This is a genomic window from Priestia sp. 40, assembly GCF_049368575.1.
GTDB lineage: Bacteria > Bacillota > Bacilli > Bacillales > Bacillaceae_H > Priestia > Priestia zanthoxyli.
The window spans coordinates 117,212-141,296 of the sequence record NZ_JBMPZA010000016.1; the positions used below are offsets into that span (position 1 = coordinate 117,212).

The following is a 24,085-nucleotide window of genomic DNA, read 5'->3' on the forward strand; positions in this document are numbered from 1 at the left end:
ATAATTTATTGTTTTAACGAATGAATAAAATGGATGTTGCAGCTATTTAACGATTGGTGAATAGTCTTCAATCAACTTTTCTATTTGTTCATAATCTTTTTCAATAACTCCTTTAAACTGCCCCTTATCTCCAATTTCAACGACCGGTACATGACGAATACCGTATTTAATTTCAAGTAAATCTCGCAAATAATCTTTTCCTTCTACATCAATACTTTCATATTGATAGCCTTTTTCATGAAAATATGCTTTTAGTTCTTCGCAATGATGACAACCTTTTCGATTCCATAATAAAATTTTTACTGACATGGTTTCTCCTCTTTTCTTTTAAATGATTAATTAGCTTGTTGTAACTCCTTGTGTTTTTCTAACTCATATCTTTCGGGATGCAAGATCTTTCTTAAGAATACGCCTTTTCCTTCTTCTCCTTGATCGACTTCAAAAAAGCGTTCATACCCTTTTCTTTCATACATAGGAATCAACCATGGGTGTCGATCAGAAGTAGCTAATGTAACAGCAGGAGCCCCCAGTTGATCTCGAATAACCGTTTCTTCAACCCACGTTAAGAGTTTAGAACCTACTCCTTTCTTTTTAACCAAAGGATCTACCGCAAACCACCATAAGAAAGGCCAGTTCGTTATTTCTTTATACGTTCTTGCTGTAATCGTAGCTACGATTTTTTCATCACTTTCCAGCACGTAGCAGCGGCTGTTTTGAATGTTTTCTTTTACAAGTTGAATCGTTGCCGTCGCGGCAGGAAATTTAATTCCTAGCTTTCGAATCGGCTCGTATGCTCGAAGCGTTAAATCTAACAGTTCTTCAGCATCTTCTACGGTTGCTAATCGAAATAATTCACTCATTTTCTTCACCTCATTTTATAAATGTTTGAAGAGATAGATTCCCTTTGTAAATCAGCTCATCCACCGCTTCCTTTAAACGACTTTTGGCATTCGCATTGTTGATACCTGTAAAAGAGACGTATTCATGCAGTAGAAAAAGACTGCTTAGCCAGTAAGGTCTACCTAAAAAAGACGCTAAAAGTTTTAAATCATACTTAGCTTTTAGTAAAGAATTCACATTTTCACCAATAAGAATTGGCAGAAGTATTTTTTTATACAGTAAATCTTCCGGCAATATTTTTGTTAGCCGTTCAAAAGATTCTACGTATGTTTCATTTACTCCCGATAACAGAACGACAATACTTTTAGCTTGGTTCATTTTCGAAATAAATGCCTTTACTTCTTTCTGCGCTTCCTGCTTCAAAGCGTGTACATCATGATACGAGATAGCTTCTGCGTGCACTCCTTTTGAGGTTAAGCAAGCTTCTAGCTCATCTTTCACTGAGGCTATTTGTTGATAATTATGGGAGCTTCCGTTATATAAAATACATACATCGCTCACTTTTTTCCCCTCCTTTTTACAGCAAAAAGGCTCCTGAAGTTTCCTCAGGAGCCTTTGGTAGACCAATCAGCTTTAACTGTTTCTTTGATAAAACCGGAGAATAAAGTGAAGTGTCTTTGAAACATACTCACTAAATTCTTATTTATCCAAGTTGTTTTATCGGCTTTTCTGTTTGATGATTCAACTATATAGCCTCAAAATGGCAAAGTCAACTTATTTTTCAAAAAATATTTTTCTTTTAAAAAACTCTTTTCATCTGGAAAATCCTTTGCTAAAATTAATCCCAATTATTCTTACCTTTTTTATCAACTTTAAGGAGTGTTTTCAGTGAAATTAAGTATTTTAGATCAAAGCCCACGTTATGAAGGTGAACGTGCTGAAGATGCATTTCAGCATACCATTCAATTAGCTCAGCTAGCAGAAGAACTTGGTTACCATCGCTTTTGGGTAGCGGAGCATCATGACTCTGAACATGTTGTAGGATCATCACCCGAAGTGTTAATTTCTCACCTGCTCGCTAAAACGCATCATATTCGTATTGGTTCAGGAGGTGTTATGCTTCAGCACTACAGCCCTTATAAAGTAGCAGAAAATTTTAACGTTTTAGCCTCACTATCTCCAAATCGCATCGATCTTGGCATCGGCAGAGCACCAGGAGGACTACCTCATTCTACTCAAGCCTTGCAACAAAACTCTCAGCCCACTAAGTCCTTAACAGACAAACTGATAGAACTTAAACAATACCTAAACGATACGCTGCCGGAAGATCACCCTCTTTACGGTTTAAAAGCCTATCCAAGGCCCCAAAAAGCAGCAGATATGTTTTTACTGGGAGCAAGTGCTTCAAGCGCAGAGCTTGCGGCATCTCTAAACCTTCCTTATGTATTTGCTCAATTCATTAATGGTGATCAAAAAGTGCTAGAAGAAGCGATTTCTGTCTATAATCAGCACGTTTCATCCCATGCACGCTCGCTTGTCGTTGCCCTTTCCATCATCGTAGCGGATACCGTAGAAGAAGCAAAAGCATTAGCATCCAGCACAAAAATATTTAAAGTATACTTACAAAATGGGAAATCCGCTACATTAGGCTCCAAAGAAAAAGCGGAAGAATTTGGTCAGCAGTCCAAAGAAAGCTTTCAAATTGAAGAAAAAGAAGCGAACGTCATATACGGTACAAAAGAAACCGTTCGTCAAAAGCTTCAAGCTTTGAAGCAGTCATTTTCTATTGATGAATTTATTATTCTTACTGCTCTTCAAGATTTTGAACAAAAAAAGCGGTCTTATACGCTCTTAAAAGAAGCTTTCAGTGAAGGAGATGCTCAGAAAACGAATCAAACTCTAGCAGCTTACTAATCAAGAGGCTGAAATAAAAGAATTTTAGTCGAAGTAAAATACGAAGTAATAATCAAAATGATTGATTATTACTTCGTATTTTTTCGTTGTCATGGTAAACGTAGCTTTCATGTGTTTAATTGCTTCTAGCTATTGATTGGGCTGTTTTAGCTATGTCTCAAGTTCTTTGTTTCATCTACTTACGAGGCGTTCAAACAAAATATACGCATGCTTCTTTTTTTCAAAAAATCATTAAATTGAATCAAACGTTTTTTTATAGTACCATATGAAGATATGAGTCTAGTAGAAGAAGGGAATTTAAAATTATGCCTTACAAAATGATTGTTTTAGATTTGGATGATACACTATTATGCGATGATCACACTATTTCTCCCCGCACAAAAGAAGCATTAATGAAGGCGCAAGAATCGGGAGTAAAAGTTGTACTTGCTTCTGGCCGACCAACTTACGGAATGGTTCACATCGCCAAAGAACTGGAGTTAGAAAAGTACGGAAGCTTTATTTTATCGTTTAACGGGGCGAAAATTATTAATTGCTTAACAAATGAAGAGCTATTTAGCAGCACCTTATCTCCGAGAACCGTTGCACGTCTCGACGATATTAGCCGCGAAGAAGGCGTTTTAATTCATACGTACGTTGGAGATGAAATTATAACAGAAGTAGAAAATAAATTTACGGATATTGAAAGTGACATTACAGGTCTGCCGATCCGTGTTGTTTCATCTTTTACTGATGCCGTTACAGAACCTGTTGTAAAAGTACTCATGCTTGCAGAACCGGAAATGCTGGTTCACGTTGAAAAGAAACTTCAAAAGCAGCTTCAAGGAGAGCTAAGCGTAATGCGCTCTAAACCATACTTCCTTGAATTCACAGAAGAAGGTGTCACAAAAGGGACAAGCTTACATTTATTAATTCAACAGCTTGGCATTACACGCGATGAAGTGATTGCTATTGGCGACAGTTATAATGATCTTGCCATGATTGAATTTGCTGGACTTGGCGTAGCAATGGGAAATGCTCCTGAAGATATTAAAGAAAAAGCCAACCACGTAACAGATACAAACATGAACGACGGTGTGGCGAAAGTTGTGGAAGAATTTATCTTAAAACCCGTTAGCGTTTCATAAGACAAAAAAAGCAGCTCGTACGAACCGAGCTGCTTTTTTTGTTCTGATTTTATACTCCTAAAAGTTTCATAAGAAGCGTAGCTAAAATAACAGTAGAAGCGCCTCCAAGTCTTGTTGCTACTTGAGCAAATGGCATAAGTGACATACGGTTGGAAGCTGATAAAATCGCTACATCTCCCGTACCTCCTAAACCGCTGTGACAGCCGGTTACAATTGCTGCATCCACCGGATGCATTTTCATCATTTTACCTACAAAATAACCGGTTGCTACCATAGCCATAACAACTGCTGCACATACGACTACATAACCTGGTGTCACAATTTTCACTACATCTTCAAGAGGAATATACAAAATTCCTAGGCCTACCATTAACGGCCATGTCAAGCTCGTAGAAATGAATTTGTACATATGGTAAGCACCTTGCTCCATCTTAGCAGGCATTACTTGTAAACATTTGACTAGCGTTGCCGCTACGATCATTAAAACTGGACCTGGAATTCCTAAAAATTTATGTGCTAAGCCTCCGAAAATAAAGAAACTACATGCAATTAAAAGACCTGCGCCCATTAACGAAAAATCTACTGGTTTCTTGATATTTGTATCTTCTGAGATTCCATCTCCGCCTTTTGTCTTCACAAGAACTCCATTACCTGTTAATTCTGGCTTTTTCTCTCCTAGACGTTTCATTAAGCCAGCACATACGATAGCAACGATATTTCCGATAACAGCAGCTGGAATCATTTGCGACACAAAAGATTCTGCTGAACTACCTAAAATTTGAGAATAAGCAAGTGAAAGCGGTAAAATACCTTCACCAATCCCTCCACCAATAATTGGTACAACAATATAGAAAAATGTATGTTTTGCTCCGTAACCAAATAACATCCCAACTGCTACGCCTGCAGCTACAGCGGCTAGCGTACCTAATACAAGCGGTACGAACATACGTGTAAAGCCTTGAATTAAAACTTTACGGTTCATACCAAGAATACTTCCGGCTACTAAACAAGAAATATAAAGGTACAAAAAGTTTGATGTTTTCATCAAAGTTGTTACCGCTTCCATAGATGCGGGATTTAAAACATTATAAAAAACTAATACGGAAGGTACAAGCAGTGATAAAATAGCTGGTCCGCCAATATCTTTTAAAATCGGAATTTTTAATCCTAAATCACCAAGCAGCATTCCCATTACCATAATAATCGCAAATCCGCCAATCATATCTGGAGGAAGCTCGTTGTAAACGGCCGCGCCATATACAATTAATGCAAGTAAAACGTATAGCGGTAGAGGAATAACCCCTACTTTAATATTGTTGATTCGGTTCCAAAAACCCTTATTTTCAGGCTGTGAATCTTGAGTAAACGTTTCCAATTTACGTGCTGTATTCATCTCATAACCCCCTGTGGTTCTAATATAGAGAATCATACACAAGTTTCAAAAAACTATATACGTTATGTAACTTAAGAATTCTTTTTGTAACTAAAAAAAGCACAGCTTCTAAAAAAGAAGCTGTGCTTTTTCTATCTAAAAATTAAGCATTTACTGTTTCTAAAGCTTTAATTTCTTTGTATGTTGGTTCCCACATTGCTGCTTTTACTGCCGCTTTAACATCTGTTGGAACTTCTTTTGCAACGCCATCTTTAATTGCTGCGTTAGCAACCGCTAAAGCAACGTTATATGATACTTCACGTAATTCTTCTACGCGTGGTAGTAATGAAGCACCCGGTTTGCTGCTGTCTACCATTTGAGCTACAGCGTGTGCACATGCTGCGAACATGCTGTCTGTAATAACTTCTGCTTTTACTACGATTGATCCAAGACCAAGACCAGGGAAAACAAAAGCATTATTAGATTGACCAATTTCATATTCCACACCATCGTAGTTAACTGGTTCAAACGGACTTCCAGTCGCTACAAGTGCTTTTCCTTCTGTCCAATTTAATAGGTTTTCAGGAGTAGCTTCCGCAAGCGGAGTTGGATTTGACATCGGTAAAATAGCTGGGCGTTCTACATGCTTCGCCATTTCTTTTACGATTTCTTCTGAGAATGCACCTGCTACACCAGACGTACCAATTAAGATCGTCGGTTTAACTTGTCTGACAACTTCTAAAAGAGAAATTTTGTCTTCTTCACGGTTCCAGTCCTTCACTTCTTCTGCTTTTCGTGCATAAGGCGTTTGGAAACCTAATAAGTCGTCCATGTCATCTGTTAAAAGGCCTCGGAAATCAACAGCCCAGAAGTTTTTGTATGCTTCTTCTTCTGTAATACCGTCTAATACCATTGCGTCACGAACTTGATCTGCAATACCGATACCTGCTGTACCCGGTCCAAAGATTAAAACGCGGTGGTCACGAAGTGGCATTTTAGACACTTGAACTGCTGAGAAAATAGCTGCAAGCGTTACAGCACCTGTTCCTTGAATATCATCATTAAACGTTAGAATTTCTTTTCCGTACTTGTTAATAATGTTACGAGCATTTACATTACCAAAGTCTTCCCAGTGTAACAGTGCGTTAGGGAATATTTCAAGAGATTTTGAAATAAATTGGTCCACGAAATGATCATAGCGCTCACCGCGGATACGTTCATGACGGTTTCCGATATATAAAGGATCATTTAATAATTTTTCGTTGTTTGTTCCTACGTCAAGAACAACTGGAAGTACTCTGCTTGGATCGATTCCTGCTGCAGCTGTGTATACGGCTAATTTACCGATAGCAATATTAATACCGCCAACGCCCCAGTCGCCAATTCCTAAAATACTTTCTGAATCCGTAATAACCATTAAATCAATATCTTCACTATTTGCATCGATATTTTTAAGAGCTTCTTCAATACCCTCTACATTATCGATTGACAAGTATACGCCACCCGGACGGCGATATTCATGGCTGTATTCTTGGATTGCTTGTCCAACTGTTGGTGTATAAACAACAGGAAGCATTTCTTTCAAGTGATCTTGTAATAAACGATAAAATAATACAGCATTACGGTTTTGTAAATCGTTTAAATATACATTCTTACCAAGGTTATCTGGCTGAGCTAAAAATTGCTCATATGCACGTTTTGCTTGCTCATCTAAAGTTAAAGTCATTGGAGGAAGTAAACCTTCCAATCCTAACGTTTTACGCTCTTCTTTTGTAAAAGCTACCCCTTTGTTTAACATTGGAGCTCCTAAAATTTCTTTCCCGCGTAAAGTCGTTTCGATTGTTTCATTATCTGCAAAAAATACGTTGCGCATACGACTATCTTCCTTTCTGTAGACTTGTATGACAAGCATACAAGTTGGTTAGATTTAAGTGATTAACATCTTATATGGATATTACATATTATTCAAATGTCCGTTAACTTTTTATGAATAGCATGCTAATTCATTTGACAATAGTATATTTTATGCCTATCTATTTCTGCTGTCAACTATTTTAGTAGAGCAATTTTTTAATTATAAAGAGGTTGAAATTTCTGAATTAACTATCTTTTATTAATTTTCTTTTTATATAGGTATTAAGAACCCTCTTTATTCTGTTCATCTCTTTTGGAAAGTCAAAATAATCCTTTAATATGGAAAAAATGTTTAATTATAAAAAATTTATTTTGAAATAATTTTAGTTTGCTTATAAAAGAATATTTTTTATTTTTTTGTCTATGCTGATTAGTGAATTACTATGAATATTCTTTCCTTTCTATCTATACATATAAACTACATAGTTCTTTTTTATAATAATGGAGGTTATTATATGTTAAAACCAGATACAGCTATTATTTTTGGATTTCTTATCGAAGAGGCGGCCAGTCGATTAGACGATCAAGAGATTAAAGAAATTGCGGCTAAAGAGCTAGAAAATGGAGAATTGGTGTTTGAAGAAGCCAGTTATTTTTATAAACGCTTTTTTATCCCTGCTTCTTCTGAATTAAGACAAGCTCTTCGCCGAGAGGTCTTATCGCTTCATTTAACATTAAATCAAATCAAAAATGCTCATGGTAACGGATCCATGTCTAAGATTGCTCATATGCATCAAATTATTGCAGAAACTGAAAAATCAACAAACGAACTTAACAGACTTTTAAATCTTGCGTTCTATGAGGGTGAAGACGATCAGACCTACGCCTCCTTCATGAATATTTTTTCAAATAAATCATAAAAAAACCGTCCTTAAGGACGGTTTTTTTTATTGAACACCTTTCATTAAACGCTGAATTTTTGGCGAAATCATTAGTACAATTACCCCTAAAATGACCGAAACTCCGCCCAATGCAGCGAAATAAACAACTTGCGAAATGTTTTCATAATATTGAACAAGCTGAGCATTGATTGCCTGTGCCGCTGCGCTTGTTAGGAACCACAAACTCATCGTTTGAGCAGAAAACGCTGCAGGTGCTAGTTTTGTTGTAGTTGATAGCCCTACTGGTGATAAACAAAGCTCTCCAACTACAACTAAGAAGAAGCTTAGCACTAGCCATAGCGGGCTCGCTAATGTTTCATTTCCATGAATACTAGCCGGGATAACCATGACAAGGAAAGAAAGCCCTGCAAATAATAGTCCTAATGAAAACTTCTTTGGTGTAGAAGGCTGTCTGTTTCCTAATTTCACCCAAATTGCTGCAAAAACTGGGGCAAATATAATAATGAATAACGGATTTAACGATTGGAACCAGCCAACTGGAATTTTAAAGCCGCCATACGTTAGCTGTGTATGATCTTTTGCATACGTTGCTAAAATTGTTGACCCCTGCTCTTGAATTGCCCAGAACATTACTCCAGAAACAAAAAGAGGGATATAAGCTAATACGCGTGAACGCTCATCAGCTGTTGTCTTGGGACTCTTATACATAACCACAAAGTAAATAATAGGAATAACAATCGCTAAAATACTTACAAATAAAATAACGCCTTCAACTGTTAAAATACCTGCTAAAGAAGTCAGTACAATAAAGATAGCAAGTACAACTACAGCAAGTGCAATAGTACCAAAAACTTTTTTGCGCTCTTCTGGTTTTAAAGGGTTTGGAACTTGTCTACCTGCACGCCCTAGGTTTTTACCTCGTGTAGCCATAAATACGATTAGGCCTAAAAGCATTCCTACTGCCGCGATTCCAAAACCTAAGTGATAGTTATACTTTTCACCTACTGTTGAAACAACTAGCGGCGCGATAAATGCTCCAGCATTTACACCCATATAGAAGATACTAAATCCAGCATCTCGACGGTTATCAGTCGGGCTATACATATCGCCCACAACGCTTGAAACGTTTGGTTTTAATAAACCTGTTCCGATGATAATCAAGAACATTGAAATAAACAGCGCTGTTACACCTGCTGGCAACGCAAGCACTAGATGTCCGAGCATAATAAATATACCGCCGTAAAACACCGTATTAGACGTACCTAAAATGCGGTCTGCAATCCAACCGCCAATAATTCCAGACATATAAACAAGGGAACCATAAATAGAAAAGATCGCTAAAGCGGTTCCTTGTTCCATTCCTAATCCACCGTTTGCAATTGTATCGTACATGTACAATACAAGTAGCGCACGCATTCCATAGTATGAAAAACGCTCCCAGAATTCTGTAAAGAACAAGGTAAATAAACCTTTAGGATGTCCGAAGAATCCTTTTTGAGGAACTGTTTCATACACTTTTTCTCTCTCTACCGACATATTCCTTAACCTCTCTTTCAACCGTAAACCATCATAGACAAAACTGTCAAAAAATTATGATGATATAAAAAAATAGAAACAAGAAAATTTTATTCTTATAAAATGATTCTGTCAATATCAGAATTTTACAATGAGTGCATAATATACGGTTTTTCGTTATAAAATTGCACCTATAAAAAGCTTTAAATCAAGATTTCTTTTCTTGAAATATCTTTTTGAAAAATTTTTTATACAAAACCCTTGATTACAAAGCATCTGATTATCTACTTTTCATACAACCAGATAATATTTTTCTTTTTTGGAATTTTTTCTTTATATTTAAAAAGAAGCTTTATTATTTTCTCATTATGTTTCCTTCAACCGAAAATATACTTTTTTAAAATAATAAAACCCTCTTTAAAAATGTCTCTTTTGTTATAGTAGATACTCTTTTTTCACCTATGTAATACCTTTAATATAAGTCATCCTCATTTTTTTATGTAAAAAAAGAGATAAAAGGTTTATTTTTCACCTCTTTTTTCACTGTACCTACAATTTGACGTGTTCACCGTTTACCATTTGTCCTTTGTGAAGAGGAAACACACCTTCTTCTTTAGTGTATACAATCGTTCCTCTATTAATGGTAGTTAAAATAACGCTATTAAATACCGTTCCTTCATATATACTGTGCTTATGTTTGAAAACCATTCCTTCTTTTGTCACTTTTTCAGTTTGATCCAGATCAACGATAACCAAATCCGCATCGGATCCGAGCAAAATGCTTCCTTTTTTAGGATATAAGCCGAATCGTTTAGCTGGATTGGTTGATACAAGCTTTGAAATGTGAGAAAGAGAAATCCCTCTAGTGATCACTCCCTCACTAATCATTGCTTGCAAAGAGTACTGACCGCCTGATATTCCACCCCAAACTTTAAATAAATCATTCTGATGAGCTGTTTTTAACTCAATCGGGCAAGGAGAATGATCCGAAGAAATCATATCTACTTCCTCTGATTGAATACAAGCCCATAATTTTTCTTTTTGACTCCTGCTGCGAAGAGGAGGTGCACACTTAGCCGTTACGCCAATTTCTTCAAAGTCTTCCTCTGTAAAAAGTAAATAATGCGGACAAGTTTCCAGCGTAACGTTCATTCCATTCTTCTTTGCTTCCGTAATAAGCTGCACTGCTTCATAGCTGCTAATGTGTACAAAGTGAAGCGGACATCCCGTTTCTTCACCGTACTCAAGCGCTTGCTTTACTGCGTTTACTTCTGCTACAACCGGTCGCGTTTCTAAATAATCTTTAATAGCCGTTTGTTTTTGCTTCTGTTTAGCCTGTTCAAACTTTTGTATTAAGTCATTTCTTTCAGCATGCAGGGCAAGCACTTTATTTAGTTTTGCAATCTCTTTCATTCCTTCGTATAATGTGAGGTCATCTGAGAAATCAAATTCAGAACCGGCTTCTGACATAAATGCTTTAAAACCTATTACACCCGAATGAGCCATTTTGGCTAATTCTTCTTTATTACCAGGAACCAACCCTCCCCATAGACCGTAATCTACTACTGACTTTTGATCAGCCAGCTTTTTCTTTTCCCACAGCGCTGCTTCTGTTACGGTAGGAGGAACGCCGTTTAAAGGCATATCAAAATATGTAGTGCAGCCTCCTGCGGCCATAGATGCTGAACCGTAGTCAAACCCTTCCCAATGGTCTCGGCTCGGTTCATCAAAATGCACGTGAATATCAATCATTCCAGGCAGAACATATTTGTCTTTAGCATCTACGTATTTTTTTGCTGGTGTGCTAACACCTTGCGCTATTTCTGCAATCTTTCCCTTTTTAATACCTATGTCCGCTTTTACTATTTCATCTTCTAATACGACCGAACCATCCCGAATAATTAAATCGTACATGTTATCAAACTCCCCTTTATTTAACTACTCCATCTTCTTATTAAACGAAGCAGTCTGCTATTGTTCTATCATGCACTGTTTCCTTTAAAAAGTCTTTATCCTTGTAAAGAAACCTGACACATAGACTGGTTATTACGCTAGTAAATATAACTGAATTATCTGATTTTTACACTCACCATTTTGTCTAAACTTTTCTTTTTCATTTGGTCACTTTCACTAACTGAAAAGAGATTGAGACATAACTAAATCACTGGACGAACAAATTGGATAAAGGAGCTAGTATAGATTCTTTTGACCTTGCTGTTGATTTCCGTGCGAGCCTTTCCTTTCTGCTGGGTCTCACTTATTTCACTTTTCCCGCAGGAGTCTTCTCCTTGCCCACCAATCAACAGCTAGAAGCAACTACATACGCGAAACCTACGTTCACCCTAACCATAAAAAAATCCGAACGAGTTTGATTCCCCATCAAGAATCAAACTTGTTCAGATCTTCCTTCAACTAAAACCCTTTTGTCACAGTCTCTTTTAACTCTTTTTCACTTTTTGTGACATGGGCAATCTTACTGTAAATGTACTGCCTTTTTCCTGTTCACTTTCTACATCAATTTTCCCTTTATGTGTTTCTACGATCCATTTAGCGATTGCTAGGCCTAGTCCATGACCTCCCATTTGACGGGAACGCGATTTGTCAGCACGATAAAAGCGGTCAAAAATCCGATCCTTTTCATCTGGATGGATCCCAACGCCCGTATCACGTACTTTTAATATACATTCACTCCCATGCTGAACTACTTGAATGTTTACACTTCCATGAGGAGTTGTATATTTAATCGCATTATCTAACAAAATGTAAATCAGCTGAGTTAGACGCTCTTGATCTCCAGTTACCACTAATTTTTCCGGCGTATCCAGTTGCAAATCAATATGTTTAGAAACCGCTAGGGTTTCAACGGATTCCATTACCTTTTGCACCGCGGCTGTAATATCAAAGGGCATCATTGCTTTTTCTACTTTATTAGAGTCTGAGCGTGCAAGCGTAAGCAAATCACTGACGAGACTCGTCATGCGCTTCACTTCAGCTTTCATATTATTGATTAATTTTTTAGAAAAAGGATCTTCTGTTACTTCCTCCTGCATTTCTAAAGCGTTGATAGAAGAAAGCATAACGCTAAGCGGCGTTCTTAACTCATGGGATGCATCCGCCACAAACTCTTTTTGCTTTTGGAAAGCTGTTTCAATTGGGACCATAGCCCGTTTTGACATTAAGCGGCTGATATAAATGGCTACTCCTACAAACAGTACGGTAAGGCTTAACATAATAATAAGGAGCCACTTTAACAGCTGATAAAGAAATGAAACGTCTTTTCCAATATAAAGCATCCCTAAAAATTGACCTTTATAAAAAATAGGTTCACCCGCCATCATCAAATCAATATCTATTTTGCCTTCCCCGTTTTGCCCTTTTACTCCTTCAATGTGTTCAAAACTAGGACGGGGGGCTTTTATTCGTTCTTTCCTCACTTCATTTTCAATAGGGATCCACCCATCAATTAAATCTAATAAGTTAGAGCGAAGCCGCTCACTCGCTTCGTTTCCCATAATAAGATCCCCTTCAGGACTGATGACATAATAAAAAAACTGATCTTCACCGGCTACGACAATGTTTTTGTACTCTTCTTTTGACTGCTGATTCGAGCTGTTTATCGCTTGTTTAATTAAGATGCTTTGGACAATTCGAGACTCTTGCTTTAGCATGCTATTTAAGTTTTGCTGCTGACTGTTGGATACAACCACATACACCAATGCATAAACAATAAACACGAATAATAGCAGAAACAGCATCAGTAATGCGCTATATCGGAATGTTAAACGATTTTGCGTCTGGCTGAATAAATCTTGCTTTACTTTTTGTTTTACTTTCTGTTTAGCTCTTGTAAGGAGTTTAGCTTTCAATTTTGTAGCCTACTCCGCGAATGCTTTGAATAAGATCCTGTTTGTTGAATTTCTCTAGTTTTTTCCGCAAAAGTTTAACCGTCGCATCAATCGTTTTAATGGAAACATCTGATTCATATCCCCATACCCGGTCTAAAATAATATCTCGAGAAAGAACTTGTCCTTTGTTTTTCACTAAAAAATCTAGCAGTTGAAATTCACGAGGACTTAATTGAATAAACTCCTCGTCAAACTGCACGGTTTGACTTGCTCTTTTTAATATCATGCTGGCGATCTCTACTTCTTCTTCTAAAATTGGTGCATAATTACGACGAGACAAAGCGCGAAGCCTTGCAAGCAGCTCGTCAATTTCAAATGGCTTAATAACGTAATCATCCGCTCCCGCATCTAAGCCTTGTATACGATCTTGAACCGCATCTTTTGCTGTTAACATAAGAATAGCTCCCGCGTATCCTTCTTTTCTTAGACGTTTACATACATCAATTCCGTCTCCGTTTGGCATCATCCAGTCAAGAATTAACACATCATAATGCGCTTCAGATGCATAATCATATGCATCATTCCCTTCCGTCACCCATTCGACGTTATAGCCTCCTTTTTTCTTTAGCATATAACTAACTAATTCACCTAGCTGCAAATCATCTTCTGCTAGCAATACGTTCATTCCGCGTAACTCCTTCCTTCATCCGATACATGTCGCTGCATCCTTTTGTTTACTTTATTATACAAAAAGAATCAGCAGAAACAAGCTGCCTCTACTGATCTCTTCTTATTTTACTTTTTCCTATCTGTATTTAGTAAGGGAGCAAACTTCCGTCTACTAGTTTGCATCTTTTGTACTCTTTATGAATGCCTAACGATTTGATTTGAATATGAAGGATTTGATCCATTAACAGTTTCTGTCACCTTTACAACACGCCGGCATATTTCAGCTCGTACACCTCTGTGCTTCAATTGTTCGACGATTTTTTCTAATTTACTATAAGACGCTGTTTGTTTCATATCCATCCCCTCATTTCGTTAAGGTATTATTTATGAATCAAGTTTGTTTGTAATATCATACTTTTTCTTTAGCTTTTGTAACCATGTTGGATACTCTGTTTGGTATTTTTGATCAAGCAGCGTTTGCTTGATTTTTGCTTTGCTATTTTCATATGTTGCTTTTTGCGCTTCTTTTTTGCCTGTTACTTTAATAATGTGATAACCGTATTCTGTTTTAACAGGATCACTTACTTCATTTACCTTCATTGAAAATGCTTTGTTGGCAAAAGCTTCGACCATATCGCCTTTTTTGAAGTATCCAAGGTTTCCGCCATCTGATTTAGAAGCTGTATCTGTTGAATATTCTTTTGCTAGCTTAGCAAAATCTTCTCCTTTATCAAGCTTTGCCTTTACTTCTTTTGCTGTTTTTTCGTCTGATACTAAGATGTGGCTAGCTTTCACCTGTGCTTCTGTAGCTAGTGAATCTTTATTTTGATTAAAGTACGATTTCATTTCACTATCTTTAATACTAATAGTCGACTCGACCATTTTTTTTGCTTCAATATTCGTCTTTAAATCTTTTTTCAGCTCTGACAATTTTACACCACTAGATGCTAATGCTTGATTTAGTGCATCTTCTCCCCCATACTGACTTTTAAGGTTTTCTAATTCAGCATTAATTTCTTTATCGGTTACTTTAATATTTTGTTTAGCTGCTTCTTTTGAAATGACTTTTTGTTCAATTAGTGAATCAAGGACGCTTGATCCTCCTTGAGCAAGAAGAGCATCGTACAGCTGATCTTTTGTGATTTTTTCATCACCAACGGTAGCAACCACCTTTGATTTATTCATTGCTACGGCACCAATAGCTACTGCAGCAATAATCACAACGGCTGCAATAATCATAATTATTTTGTTTTTAGACATCGTTAAACTCCTTTTCCATTTCTCATTACTTACCTAAACTTAAACTTTTGCGCCTTGGTAACGGTTTAAGCTCAATTAAAGGTCTTGCAATAGTAGATACGTATTTACTCGACAACAACCACGCCACTCCACAAGCTCCAATTAGAAGAATACTGTATCCTTGTACACTTTCTATCCAATCTCCAAAAGAAGATAGGCGGATATATTTAATCAGAAACCCATGTAGCAGATATACATAAAAGGTTTGAGCACCTCGAGATGTAAAAGACATCGTTTGTGTAGGGATCAAAGCTAGAAAGGAAATCGTCATTGCTAAGCTGATGCTATAAAATAGCATACGAATGGTCATTCCCTCTAATTGATTTACACCTAAAGAGGCATAAGATTTTGAACCAAATAACCACTCTTTCTCAAAGTCCGGTGCTATATACTGGATCCATAGAGCAATAATCAGCAAAGTGCCTCCAGCTACTTTTTTGCAAGAAACAGACGTCAACTTTTTAAAATGTTCTTTTTTCATATAAAATCCTGCTAAGAAGAAGGGAAAGAACACAAAGGTTCTAGAAAGGCTTAACGTTGTTTCCAGCGGTTCACATAAGCCAATCATAATTCCTAAAACTGCCGCAACGGCTAATGGATATTTGATTTTTGTAAAAATGAACAACATGGCGTTCCAACAAAATAAACTCAATAAAAACCATAGCGACCAAGCCGGCTGAAACACTGAAACTTCGAATGTGGATTCATCATACAGTTTATAGTCGTATACCGCATAGATAAGCTGAAAAATAATATAAGGAAGTAATACTTTCTTCGCCGCCTTCCACATATATCCTTTTTTTCGATATCCCTTTGCAAAATAGCCGCTTATTAAAATAAACGCTGGCATATGAAAGGTGTAAATAAATATGTAGAGCGTTCGTAGCCACTGTTTATCATTGATGAAGGGAGTTAACAAATGGCCAAACACTACTAATACAATTAAGATAAATTTTACGTTATCAAAATACGCATCCCGCTTAGCCATTTGATCTCCTCCTTTCTTTCGCGTTCTACGGATCTGTACGACGTGCTGCTGCGAATATCTTTTCTTTACATTCCTTACTATACATAGTGAAAATGAAAAAACAGTGAAAACCTTGCTTTTTTCTATTTTTAAATAAGGCGCGGCTAAATAAGTTTGACAAATGGCGCCTCTTTCTCTACTATATAGATACGCACCCTATCCAATTCAATTTCGCTTGTTGCGGGACACTTAACCAGTACGGATGGATAGGGTGTTTTTGTATGCAAAAAAAGCAGAAGACCTAGGTCTTCTGCTTTTTATTTTGCTATAGGCTGACTTTCGTTTTTTCTGTTTCCTTTTTTATTTTTCAAATAATAAAACAAGTAACAAAAAAGGACAAACGGAATACCGCAGTATAATGCGATACGCTGACTCTCATCAAAAGCCAGTCCTACACAAGCGGCAAAGCATAAAACAAACGCTAAAATAGGAACAATAGGATATAAAGGAGCTTTGTAAACAAGCTTCGATACATCATTCCCTTCTTTAATATAGCGTCTTCTGAACATAAAATGAGAAGCCGCAATAGCCATCCATACAGCTACAACCGCAAATCCAGAAATAGAAACTAATACTAAGTAAACAGTTGTTGGTGCAACCACGCTTGACAGCAAGGACAGACATGCCACTCCCATGCTGATAAGTAACGAATTAAATGGAACCCCTTTAGACGTTACTTTCCCTAACCAAGTGCTGACCATTTTTTGATCAGATAATGACCATAGCATTCTCGAACATGCATATAATCCTGCATTAGCGTTTGATAATAAAGCTGTTAAAATAACCAAGTTCATGATATCTGCTGCGTAAGGAATACCTATTTGATCAAATACCGTCACAAAAGGACTTTCTAACACTCCTGCTTGTTTCCATGAAATCAACCCTGATAGTACAAACATGGCACCAATAAAGAAGAAGAATGTACGCCAAATGATATTTTTAATTGCTCGAGGTATGTTCTTTTCCGGATCCTCTGTTTCTCCCGCCGTAATACCAATTAATTCTGTTCCTGAAAAAGCAAAGCTAACAGAAACCATCGTAATTAATACAGGCATAAGTCCATTTGGAAATAAACCGCCCTCTCCTGTAAAATGAGAAAGCATTGGCGCTTTTTCATGACCGCTAAGAGGAATGAATCCAAACATCGCTGCTGCGCCTAAAATAATAAATACAATGATCGTTAATACTTTAATACTTGAAAACCAAAATTCTGTTTCGCCGAAAAAACGTACAGATGTTGCATTTAAACCAAATAATAAAAGGGCAAACAGCGCGCTCCATATCCAAACCGAAACGTCAGGAAACCATCTTTGCATAAGCAACCCAGACGCTGTAAACTCCGAACCGACAGATACCACCCAAGTCAGCCAGTAGAGCCAGCCAACCGCAAAACCAGTTCCCGGCCCGATAAACTTTGTAGCGTATACTTGAAATGATCCTGATACAGGCATTGCTACGCTTAGTTCCCCCAGACATATCATGACTAAATACATAATTAATCCACCGATTAAATAAGCAAGGAGTGTTCCCCCAGGACCTGCTGCATTAATTGTATAGCCTGAATTAAGAAACAACCCCGTACCGATAACACCGCCAAGGGAAATCATAAATAAATGACGGCTTTTCATTTTTCTTTGTAATTGATTCATAGATGTTGTATTCTCCCCCATTATGTACCTCCTTTTTTTATAGTAAGCCCATCTAAAAACTTGGTTTATTTACATATTCTCTATAGTCTCTTCTCTGCAGGAGTAGGCTCTATTTCTTCGATATGTACGAATTTTGTATATTGTATACAATATACACTTCTTAAATCTTTTTACGATTATATCATTTTTCAGATTTTTTACAACAATGAATAGTAAAAAATATTTCAATAATTCTATTTTTTATATTCTAACTAAGATTAAACGAAGTGATATGATATGATTATTTTTACACCTGTACGTTCTTTCATGCTATTTTTATACTCTTTCGTCACCATGACATGAAGAGAAGGAACGGCTGATGCGATATTTATTTTAGGGGGAAACAATGAACAAGGGGCCTATGATTTATCATTCATTAAAAGATCATGTATATAACTACATAGCAAGTCAAATTCAAGACGGTACACTGCTGCCTAACGACAAAATAAATGAAGCCAGTATTTGTTCTCAGCTGAATGTCAGCCGAACGCCTGTGAGAGAAGCGCTTATTAAATTGGCTTCAGACAACCTATTAGAATATAGACCGCGCAGAGGGTTTACTGTAAAGGAAATTGATACACCAAAAAAACTAGAAGTATTTGAAATCGTCGGTGCTTTAGATGGTCTTGCAGCTGCCCTGTCGATTGACCACTTAACTAAAGAAGATTTTACGGAGATGGATGAGCTTATTAAAAAAATCGATGTTTCGATTGAACTAGAACATTATCAGGATTATCAAAAATATCAAACGTATTTTCATCGAGTATATTTGAACCGATGCGGTAATGTGACCTTAAAAGAACAGCTTATATCTTTACAAGACGGATTCATAAGACAAACGTACTTTAGCGATGACAATAAAGAGCTATACGCCATTTTACATGTGATGAATGAACATCACCGCCACATTCTAAAACTTCTGAAGCAGAAAAAAAAGGCGGATGTTCAGCTTTACCTTCAAAATGTTCACTGGAGAATCGAATATCCAGAAATGATCTGATCAAAAAGAGATTAAGACATAACTAAATCAATCCAGTCAACAGCTAGAAGCAATGAAATACATGAAACCTACGTTTATCATACCAATAAAAAAATCCGAACGAAGTTGATTCTCCATCAAGAATCTCAATTCATCGTTCGGATTTTCTTTCAACTAACATACGGTTGTCGCAGCCTCTTTTATTTTGCTATAGCAGAACGGTGTTTTTCCTCTTTTACGTACCAAATGAATTTCCCTGTATATCCGTAAATAATTGCCAAAATAATAGAGACAAAGCTGAGCCACATAAACGGCAGATAAGCGAATGTAGAAATCCCAAGCGTTGTAGCTAGAAATACACCGTTGTCCGTCCACGGAACCATCCCTGAAGTTAAGGTTCCCCCTACTTCTGAGTTACGGGCAAGCACTAGACGCTGTATTCTTAACTTGTCATAACTTTTCTCCATAATTTTCGGTGTTAAAATCAATGAAACATACATTGCACAACCAAATATATTCCCTAATAACCCCACGAAAATAGTAGAAGCCGTAACGTTTCCTGAATTGACAAGAATTTTTTCAAATTTAGATAGCAGGACTTCTAAGACGCCGAGCTCATCTAATAACCCGCCAAAGCCTAGTCCAAAAATAATGACAATAATGGAACCCACCATGCTTAAAATTCCGCCACGATTTAATAGCTCACTTAAAAATGTGTTGTCGGTATTAATTTTAAATCCTTCATAAGCCGTATTAAATGCGCTCGCCACATCCATATGTTGAAAGACAACTGCCCATATAATTCCTAATAACGAGCCAATCGCAATTGCTGGAAGAGAAGGTTTCTTTAATGCTAAAAGGACAATGACAGCCAAAGCCGGAATCAGCATCCACCCGCTGATATGGAATGTATCCAACAGCGAAGATTTTAACCCTTCTACCCGTCCAGCATCAAAATCTTTTCCGCCATACATAAACCCTGTTACCGTAAATAATACTGCCGTAATGAGGTAAGCAGGAATATCTAACACTAACATTGCTTTTACGTGATCAATAACGTTCACTCGAGCCATTGACGCAGATAAAATGGTACTGTCAGAAAGAGGAGAAAGCTTGTCTCCAAAATAAGCTCCTGAAATCACAGCTCCAGCTACTAAAGGAAGCGGCATGCCTAAGCCTTGTCCGATTCCCATCATCGCGATTCCGGCTGTACCAACCGTTCCCCAAGATGTTCCTGTTGAAATCGAGGTAATAGAGCAAATGATAAGTGTAGCAAGTAAAAAGAATGTTGGATTAATAAACTCTAATCCAAAATAAATAAGAGAAGGAACAACTCCTCCGGCAATCCATGTTCCAATTAACGTACCGACGGCTAATAAAATTAAAATAGCTTCTAAGCCGTTTGATATTCCTCTTGTAATGGCCCCTTGCAGCTGATTATACGTATACCCAAGTCGTACTCCTAGCGCCATAACAATAAACCATGAAATAAATAAAGCGAGCTGAATAGGTAAATCAAAAACAGTTGCAAATGAAATAACAACTGCTAAAAATAAAGCAAGCACAATCATTATTTCCCACATAGATGGTAAACGGGTTGTGTTCAAACTAGCTCCTCCTAAACTGGTATGTAGATTCTGGAATGTGGTATCGTTTAAGAGCAAAACGTCCTTATTTTTTAATTGTTCCTCTTACTGCTTGAACGTATGTATTTCTATGAGTACTTAAACAATAAACTGCATCTTTTTAAGAACATAAAATAAGGATACTTGCGTAAACAATAAGCCATTTTTCTTTTATCCAGTGGTCATAATACCATAAGATTGTGCTTTCTTACAAGACTCGTTATAAAGCGCTTTCTGTTTGTTTATACATTTTAATATATAAATATATTTTCATTTATTTTATTCAACGAAAAGAGGAAAGTAACATGAAAGAATATGCAACGTTTGCGGGAGGATGCTTTTGGTGCATGGTCGCTCCTTTTGATCAGCTTCCAGGAATCAGCAGTATCCGCTCGGGCTACGCTAGAGATGAACAAATCACTTCTGAAGCTTCTGCTCTTGTAAAAAAGGAAAACGAGTACGTAGAGGCTGTGCAAATTGTATGGGATCCTTCTCACATTACGTTTGAAGAACTGCTTAACCTGTATTGGCAGCAAATTGACCCTACGGATTCCGGCGGACAGTTTTCAGACCGCGGGCCGTCATATCGAGCCATTATTTTTTATCACAACGAAAAACAAAAAGAAGCGGCTTTCGATTCTAAAAAAAAGCTCGCCCAAAGCGGACGCTTTAAGCGTCCTATCGTCACACCTATTTTACCTTTTTCTTCTTTTTATGAAGCAGAAGAGCAGCAGCAGGATTATTATCGAAAAAACGCATTTCACTATAAATTATACAAAGAAGGCTCGGGGCGAACTGATTTTCTGACACAGCATTGGCCAAAGGACCGCTCTTACCTTAAAAAGGTCCTAACGCCCATGCAATATTTTGTTACGCAGGAAAACGGAACCGAACCTCCTTTTACAAATTTATATTGGAATAACAAAAAACAAGGAATTTACGTTGACCTTCTAACGGGAGAAGCACTGTTCAAAACGTCAGATCAGCTTCCTTCTCATACAGGCTGGCCCATTTTTAAGCGCCCTATCTTATACGGAAACATAAAAAGAGTGCCGGCGCAGCATTCAACAGCGCTAAAAAGCAAAGAAGGAGATAACTATCTGGGTTTACTTTTAACAGGAAAAAACAGCGAATACTATCAAGTAAATTCCGCGGCTTTACGCTTTATTCCAAAAGAGAAGCTTAAAGAAGAAGGCTATGAAGATTTTTTAATTTTGTTTTGATGCCTATACTTTTTTAAAAGGGTAAAAATAAGCGGTTACTTTCTTTGCGTAGTGTACAGTTAAATCATGATGGTCCGCCGGACGCAAAAAAGGCTGAGTGATGGAGTCTTCTCTTATTTCACACTCCCCTTTTTGGAGCTCCCAAGGATCATGATAAAGGTCTCCTCTGTAGACATTTCCTTGATGAGTGGTAAATAAGCAGTAGCGCTCTGTAAGCCAATGAGCTAATTCTCCTTTTCTACTGCGATAGGACGGAGAAATACCTCTATATGTAAGCTTTACTCGCTCTTTTTTTGAGTCTCTGTGCGTTCGAACTGACTGAAAAGAAATATGGTTATGAGTTTTGTTGAATGTCATAGCAGCGTGGTAATAAGGCAAGTGAAAAAACTGACGAGCAATCCATACTCCTAGTGGATTGCTTGCGTCTAAACTAAAAAAATAAACGCCTTTTTCCCCTTTATATGTAACATATGTACGCACATTTAGCTCATATAGCCGTGAAAAGATGGGCACGGCGGGCGTTCCTTTAAATCGAATACCTGTCATCGTAAAAGGCACAAGTGCAATCCACCCTTGACCATCATAGGTGTCAGGCTCTAACTGACTCGGCAATAAAGAAGCCAAAAATGCCGGATCTACAGGCCAATGAATAAACAGTAAATCTTTCCACGTTTGTTTCATTATCCAATTATTTTCCACTTCTTGGTCCCTCCTTTTTCTAGATGTTCTTTCCCATTAATTCAGCGGCTGCCGATTTGCCTGACAAATATGCGCTCTCTAACCGTGAGTGATTCGTCTCGTCTTCCCTTCTTAAAAAAGCATCTCCTGCCACCAGTAGCGACGGCATAATTTTAGCAAAGGGCTGATGAAGAACTTGTTCAACCTCTGCATAGCGCCATTTCTTTAACTGAATGCTTTTAATATGATTTGCACCTATCCATTCGTTTATTTCATTTTTTATCGCCCGCAGCAACTCATGTTCATGTTCATCAAAATGTTTTTCTGACCAGTCTTTATTCATATATATGCTAAGAACGGGCGTCTTTGATATTCCTTTTTGCTCATGATTAACGATTCTTTGGATTGTGCTAGATGGATTTGTGATTTGACCATGATCACTATACAACATCTCTGTGTAAAGCTCCACGATAGCAACCAAGCAGGGACTAAATTTCAGTGTTTTAAGAATAGATTGGTCCGCTTGCAGGTTACTATTATTAAATACCTCAATAACCTGAGGAGACGGAGGTGTAAGAATGATATCAGTCGCTTCAAAAATCTCATTTTCTTCTGTATACAGCTGGTACCTTCCGTTTCGAAAATCAATGGTTTGAACTTTTCGATTCAAGTATACGCGTAGATCTTTTGCTAAATATTTAGCTAATGCATTCATGCCATTTATACTTTGATAACGAGGGTGATGCTCACCAAACCACTTCTTAACCTTTCTATCAGCTATCCATTTATTTACGGCTTGCTGAAATTCATCGGATCTCACTGTAAAAAATTGAGCTCCGTGATCTGCTTTTCCATCCCCTACTCTTCGTGTAGCCATTCGTCCCCCTACACTTTTACTCTTATCAAGAAGAAAGACCTCTATTCCTGCTTTTTGTAATTCAGCCGCCGCTGTAAGGCCGGTCATTCCTGCACCTACTATTCCTACTCGTTTCATTTTTTCCTCCTTATTTAACTCATTTACTTACAGTATAAAAAAAGCGGAATGATTGAGCTAATTTAAACTGTCTTTTTCATTTACCTTCGCTCCTGCTTGTCTCAAAAAAATAGTCTACGATTCCTTTCAGCTTAATATACTTGTTGTATACAAATATATTTTTACCCGCTAGCACGTCTATAGATAGGAGGACCGTCACATGATGCTCTATGATATTAAGCACAAAGTATATTACGAAGTATTTAATACAGCTCGCCCTAAAATGAAGGACGCTCACCAAGGACGAAGCTGGGGATATGTTTATAAAAATCTCAATGGACAACCTACAAAGTTCTGGATTGACTTTACACACGGTCGTTTTATGTACTTTCAAGTTGAAGACAAGTGGTATCGCGTGCAATATTTGCAGTCCAATGATAAGAAAAAAACAGCCGATGTCTTTAAAGGCGCTCTCATTGATTTGATTTTAGATGGAATGGATCTCAAATTAGTACGAGGAAACTTTGAGAAGAGAAGACTCTTAGCTTTATAACA

23 protein-coding genes are annotated in these 24,085 nt (G+C 37.3%); 6 read left to right on the top strand and 17 right to left on the bottom strand.

Features of this window, described 5'->3' with window-relative positions; genetic code table 11:
- Window positions 1-42 precede the first annotated feature (42 nt).
- Genes ACO1DI_RS19005 through ACO1DI_RS19015 form a run of 3 tightly spaced genes read right to left on the bottom strand, consistent with a single transcriptional unit; the run spans window position 43 to window position 1,401 of the window.
- Window positions 43-309, bottom strand: coding sequence for a glutaredoxin family protein (locus ACO1DI_RS19005; RefSeq protein WP_115653712.1), 267 nt, complete (start codon window positions 307-309; stop codon window positions 43-45).
- Between the two features lie 26 nt (window positions 310-335).
- Window positions 336-860, bottom strand: a complete 525-nt coding sequence (locus ACO1DI_RS19010; RefSeq protein ID WP_042992155.1) for a GNAT family N-acetyltransferase — start codon at window positions 858-860, stop codon at window positions 336-338.
- A gap of 10 nt (window positions 861-870) precedes the next feature.
- Entirely contained in the window at window positions 871-1,401 is a 531-nt protein-coding gene (locus ACO1DI_RS19015) for a hypothetical protein (protein ID WP_028413593.1), read from the bottom strand.
- 327 nt (window positions 1,402-1,728) lie between these two features.
- Between ACO1DI_RS19015 and ACO1DI_RS19020 the strand changes: the two genes are divergently transcribed.
- Window positions 1,729-2,754 (top strand): LLM class flavin-dependent oxidoreductase, encoded by a 1,026-nt coding sequence (locus tag ACO1DI_RS19020; protein WP_049164259.1) that lies wholly within the window; start codon window positions 1,729-1,731, stop codon window positions 2,752-2,754.
- A gap of 305 nt (window positions 2,755-3,059) precedes the next feature.
- Window positions 3,060-3,881, top strand: coding sequence for a Cof-type HAD-IIB family hydrolase (locus ACO1DI_RS19025; protein WP_013082899.1), 822 nt, complete (start codon window positions 3,060-3,062; stop codon window positions 3,879-3,881).
- Between the two features lie 49 nt (window positions 3,882-3,930).
- Here the strand turns inward: ACO1DI_RS19025 and ACO1DI_RS19030 are convergent, their stop codons facing one another.
- Together ACO1DI_RS19030 and ACO1DI_RS19035 are read right to left on the bottom strand one after the other, a co-directional pair.
- Window positions 3,931-5,274 (bottom strand): 2-hydroxycarboxylate transporter family protein, encoded by a 1,344-nt coding sequence (locus ACO1DI_RS19030; RefSeq protein ID WP_028413595.1) that lies wholly within the window; start codon window positions 5,272-5,274, stop codon window positions 3,931-3,933.
- Window positions 5,275-5,416: 142 nt separating this feature from the next.
- Window positions 5,417-7,126 (bottom strand): NAD-dependent malic enzyme, encoded by a 1,710-nt coding sequence (locus ACO1DI_RS19035; RefSeq protein WP_153253854.1) that lies wholly within the window; start codon window positions 7,124-7,126, stop codon window positions 5,417-5,419.
- Window positions 7,127-7,622: 496 nt separating this feature from the next.
- Between ACO1DI_RS19035 and ACO1DI_RS19040 the strand changes: the two genes are divergently transcribed.
- Window positions 7,623-8,027, top strand: coding sequence for a hypothetical protein (locus ACO1DI_RS19040; RefSeq protein ID WP_013056760.1), 405 nt, complete (start codon window positions 7,623-7,625; stop codon window positions 8,025-8,027).
- A gap of 27 nt (window positions 8,028-8,054) precedes the next feature.
- On the opposite strand, the gene ACO1DI_RS19045 is transcribed toward ACO1DI_RS19040, so the two are convergent.
- From ACO1DI_RS19045 to ACO1DI_RS19085, 9 genes are all read right to left on the bottom strand, one after another.
- The gene (locus ACO1DI_RS19045) at window positions 8,055-9,545 is read right to left on the bottom strand and encodes a peptide MFS transporter (protein WP_014460405.1); all 1,491 of its coding nucleotides are present in this window, start codon (window positions 9,543-9,545) and stop codon (window positions 8,055-8,057) included.
- Window positions 9,546-10,073: 528 nt separating this feature from the next.
- Entirely contained in the window at window positions 10,074-11,438 is a 1,365-nt protein-coding gene (locus ACO1DI_RS19050) for an allantoinase (protein WP_115653710.1), read from the bottom strand.
- A gap of 242 nt (window positions 11,439-11,680) precedes the next feature.
- Window positions 11,681-11,827, bottom strand: coding sequence for a hypothetical protein (locus tag ACO1DI_RS19055; protein ID WP_181903777.1), 147 nt, complete (start codon window positions 11,825-11,827; stop codon window positions 11,681-11,683).
- 135 nt (window positions 11,828-11,962) lie between these two features.
- Window positions 11,963-13,390: a sensor histidine kinase gene (locus ACO1DI_RS19060; RefSeq protein ID WP_014460407.1), complete on the bottom strand. Its 1,428-nt coding sequence runs from the start codon at window positions 13,388-13,390 to the stop codon at window positions 11,963-11,965.
- On the bottom strand, window positions 13,380-14,054 hold the full coding sequence (locus tag ACO1DI_RS19065; protein ID WP_013056756.1) for a response regulator transcription factor: 675 nt from the start codon (window positions 14,052-14,054) through the stop codon (window positions 13,380-13,382). The genes ACO1DI_RS19060 and ACO1DI_RS19065 overlap by 11 nt, the downstream gene beginning before the upstream one ends.
- Before the next feature lie 179 nt (window positions 14,055-14,233).
- A complete protein-coding gene (locus tag ACO1DI_RS19070) occupies window positions 14,234-14,392 on the bottom strand; it encodes a hypothetical protein (protein ID WP_014460408.1) in 159 nt (52 codons plus the stop codon).
- 30 nt (window positions 14,393-14,422) lie between these two features.
- The gene (locus tag ACO1DI_RS19075; RefSeq protein ID WP_115653709.1) at window positions 14,423-15,298 is read right to left on the bottom strand and encodes a peptidylprolyl isomerase; all 876 of its coding nucleotides are present in this window, start codon (window positions 15,296-15,298) and stop codon (window positions 14,423-14,425) included.
- 25 nt (window positions 15,299-15,323) lie between these two features.
- Window positions 15,324-16,325, bottom strand: coding sequence for an acyltransferase family protein (locus tag ACO1DI_RS19080; protein ID WP_014460410.1), 1,002 nt, complete (start codon window positions 16,323-16,325; stop codon window positions 15,324-15,326).
- A gap of 296 nt (window positions 16,326-16,621) precedes the next feature.
- On the bottom strand, window positions 16,622-18,034 hold the full coding sequence (locus ACO1DI_RS19085; RefSeq protein ID WP_025752074.1) for an amino acid permease: 1,413 nt from the start codon (window positions 18,032-18,034) through the stop codon (window positions 16,622-16,624).
- A 364-nt stretch (window positions 18,035-18,398) separates the two neighbouring features.
- Between ACO1DI_RS19085 and ACO1DI_RS19090 the strand changes: the two genes are divergently transcribed.
- Window positions 18,399-19,052: a GntR family transcriptional regulator gene (locus ACO1DI_RS19090; RefSeq protein ID WP_243549185.1), complete on the top strand. Its 654-nt coding sequence runs from the start codon at window positions 18,399-18,401 to the stop codon at window positions 19,050-19,052.
- Window positions 19,053-19,231: 179 nt separating this feature from the next.
- On the opposite strand, the gene nhaC is transcribed toward ACO1DI_RS19090, so the two are convergent.
- Window positions 19,232-20,638 carry a Na+/H+ antiporter NhaC gene (gene nhaC, locus ACO1DI_RS19095; RefSeq protein ID WP_182420675.1) on the bottom strand — a complete coding sequence of 469 codons (1,407 nt, stop codon included), beginning with the start codon at window positions 20,636-20,638 and terminating at the stop codon, window positions 19,232-19,234.
- 323 nt (window positions 20,639-20,961) lie between these two features.
- Between nhaC and msrA the strand changes: the two genes are divergently transcribed.
- Window positions 20,962-21,879, top strand: a complete 918-nt coding sequence (gene msrA / locus ACO1DI_RS19100) for a peptide-methionine (S)-S-oxide reductase MsrA (protein WP_182420676.1) — start codon at window positions 20,962-20,964, stop codon at window positions 21,877-21,879.
- 3 nt (window positions 21,880-21,882) lie between these two features.
- Here msrA and ACO1DI_RS19105 read toward each other — a convergent pair whose 3' ends face one another.
- The gene (locus tag ACO1DI_RS19105; RefSeq protein WP_115653705.1) at window positions 21,883-22,578 is read right to left on the bottom strand and encodes a YqjF family protein; all 696 of its coding nucleotides are present in this window, start codon (window positions 22,576-22,578) and stop codon (window positions 21,883-21,885) included.
- A gap of 19 nt (window positions 22,579-22,597) precedes the next feature.
- The gene (locus tag ACO1DI_RS19110) at window positions 22,598-23,551 is read right to left on the bottom strand and encodes an NAD(P)/FAD-dependent oxidoreductase (protein ID WP_115653704.1); all 954 of its coding nucleotides are present in this window, start codon (window positions 23,549-23,551) and stop codon (window positions 22,598-22,600) included.
- A 199-nt stretch (window positions 23,552-23,750) separates the two neighbouring features.
- Here ACO1DI_RS19110 and ACO1DI_RS19115 point away from each other — a divergent pair, with 199 nt between their 5' ends.
- Entirely contained in the window at window positions 23,751-24,083 is a 333-nt protein-coding gene (locus tag ACO1DI_RS19115; RefSeq protein ID WP_013056747.1) for a hypothetical protein, read from the top strand.
- Window positions 24,084-24,085 lie beyond the last annotated feature (2 nt).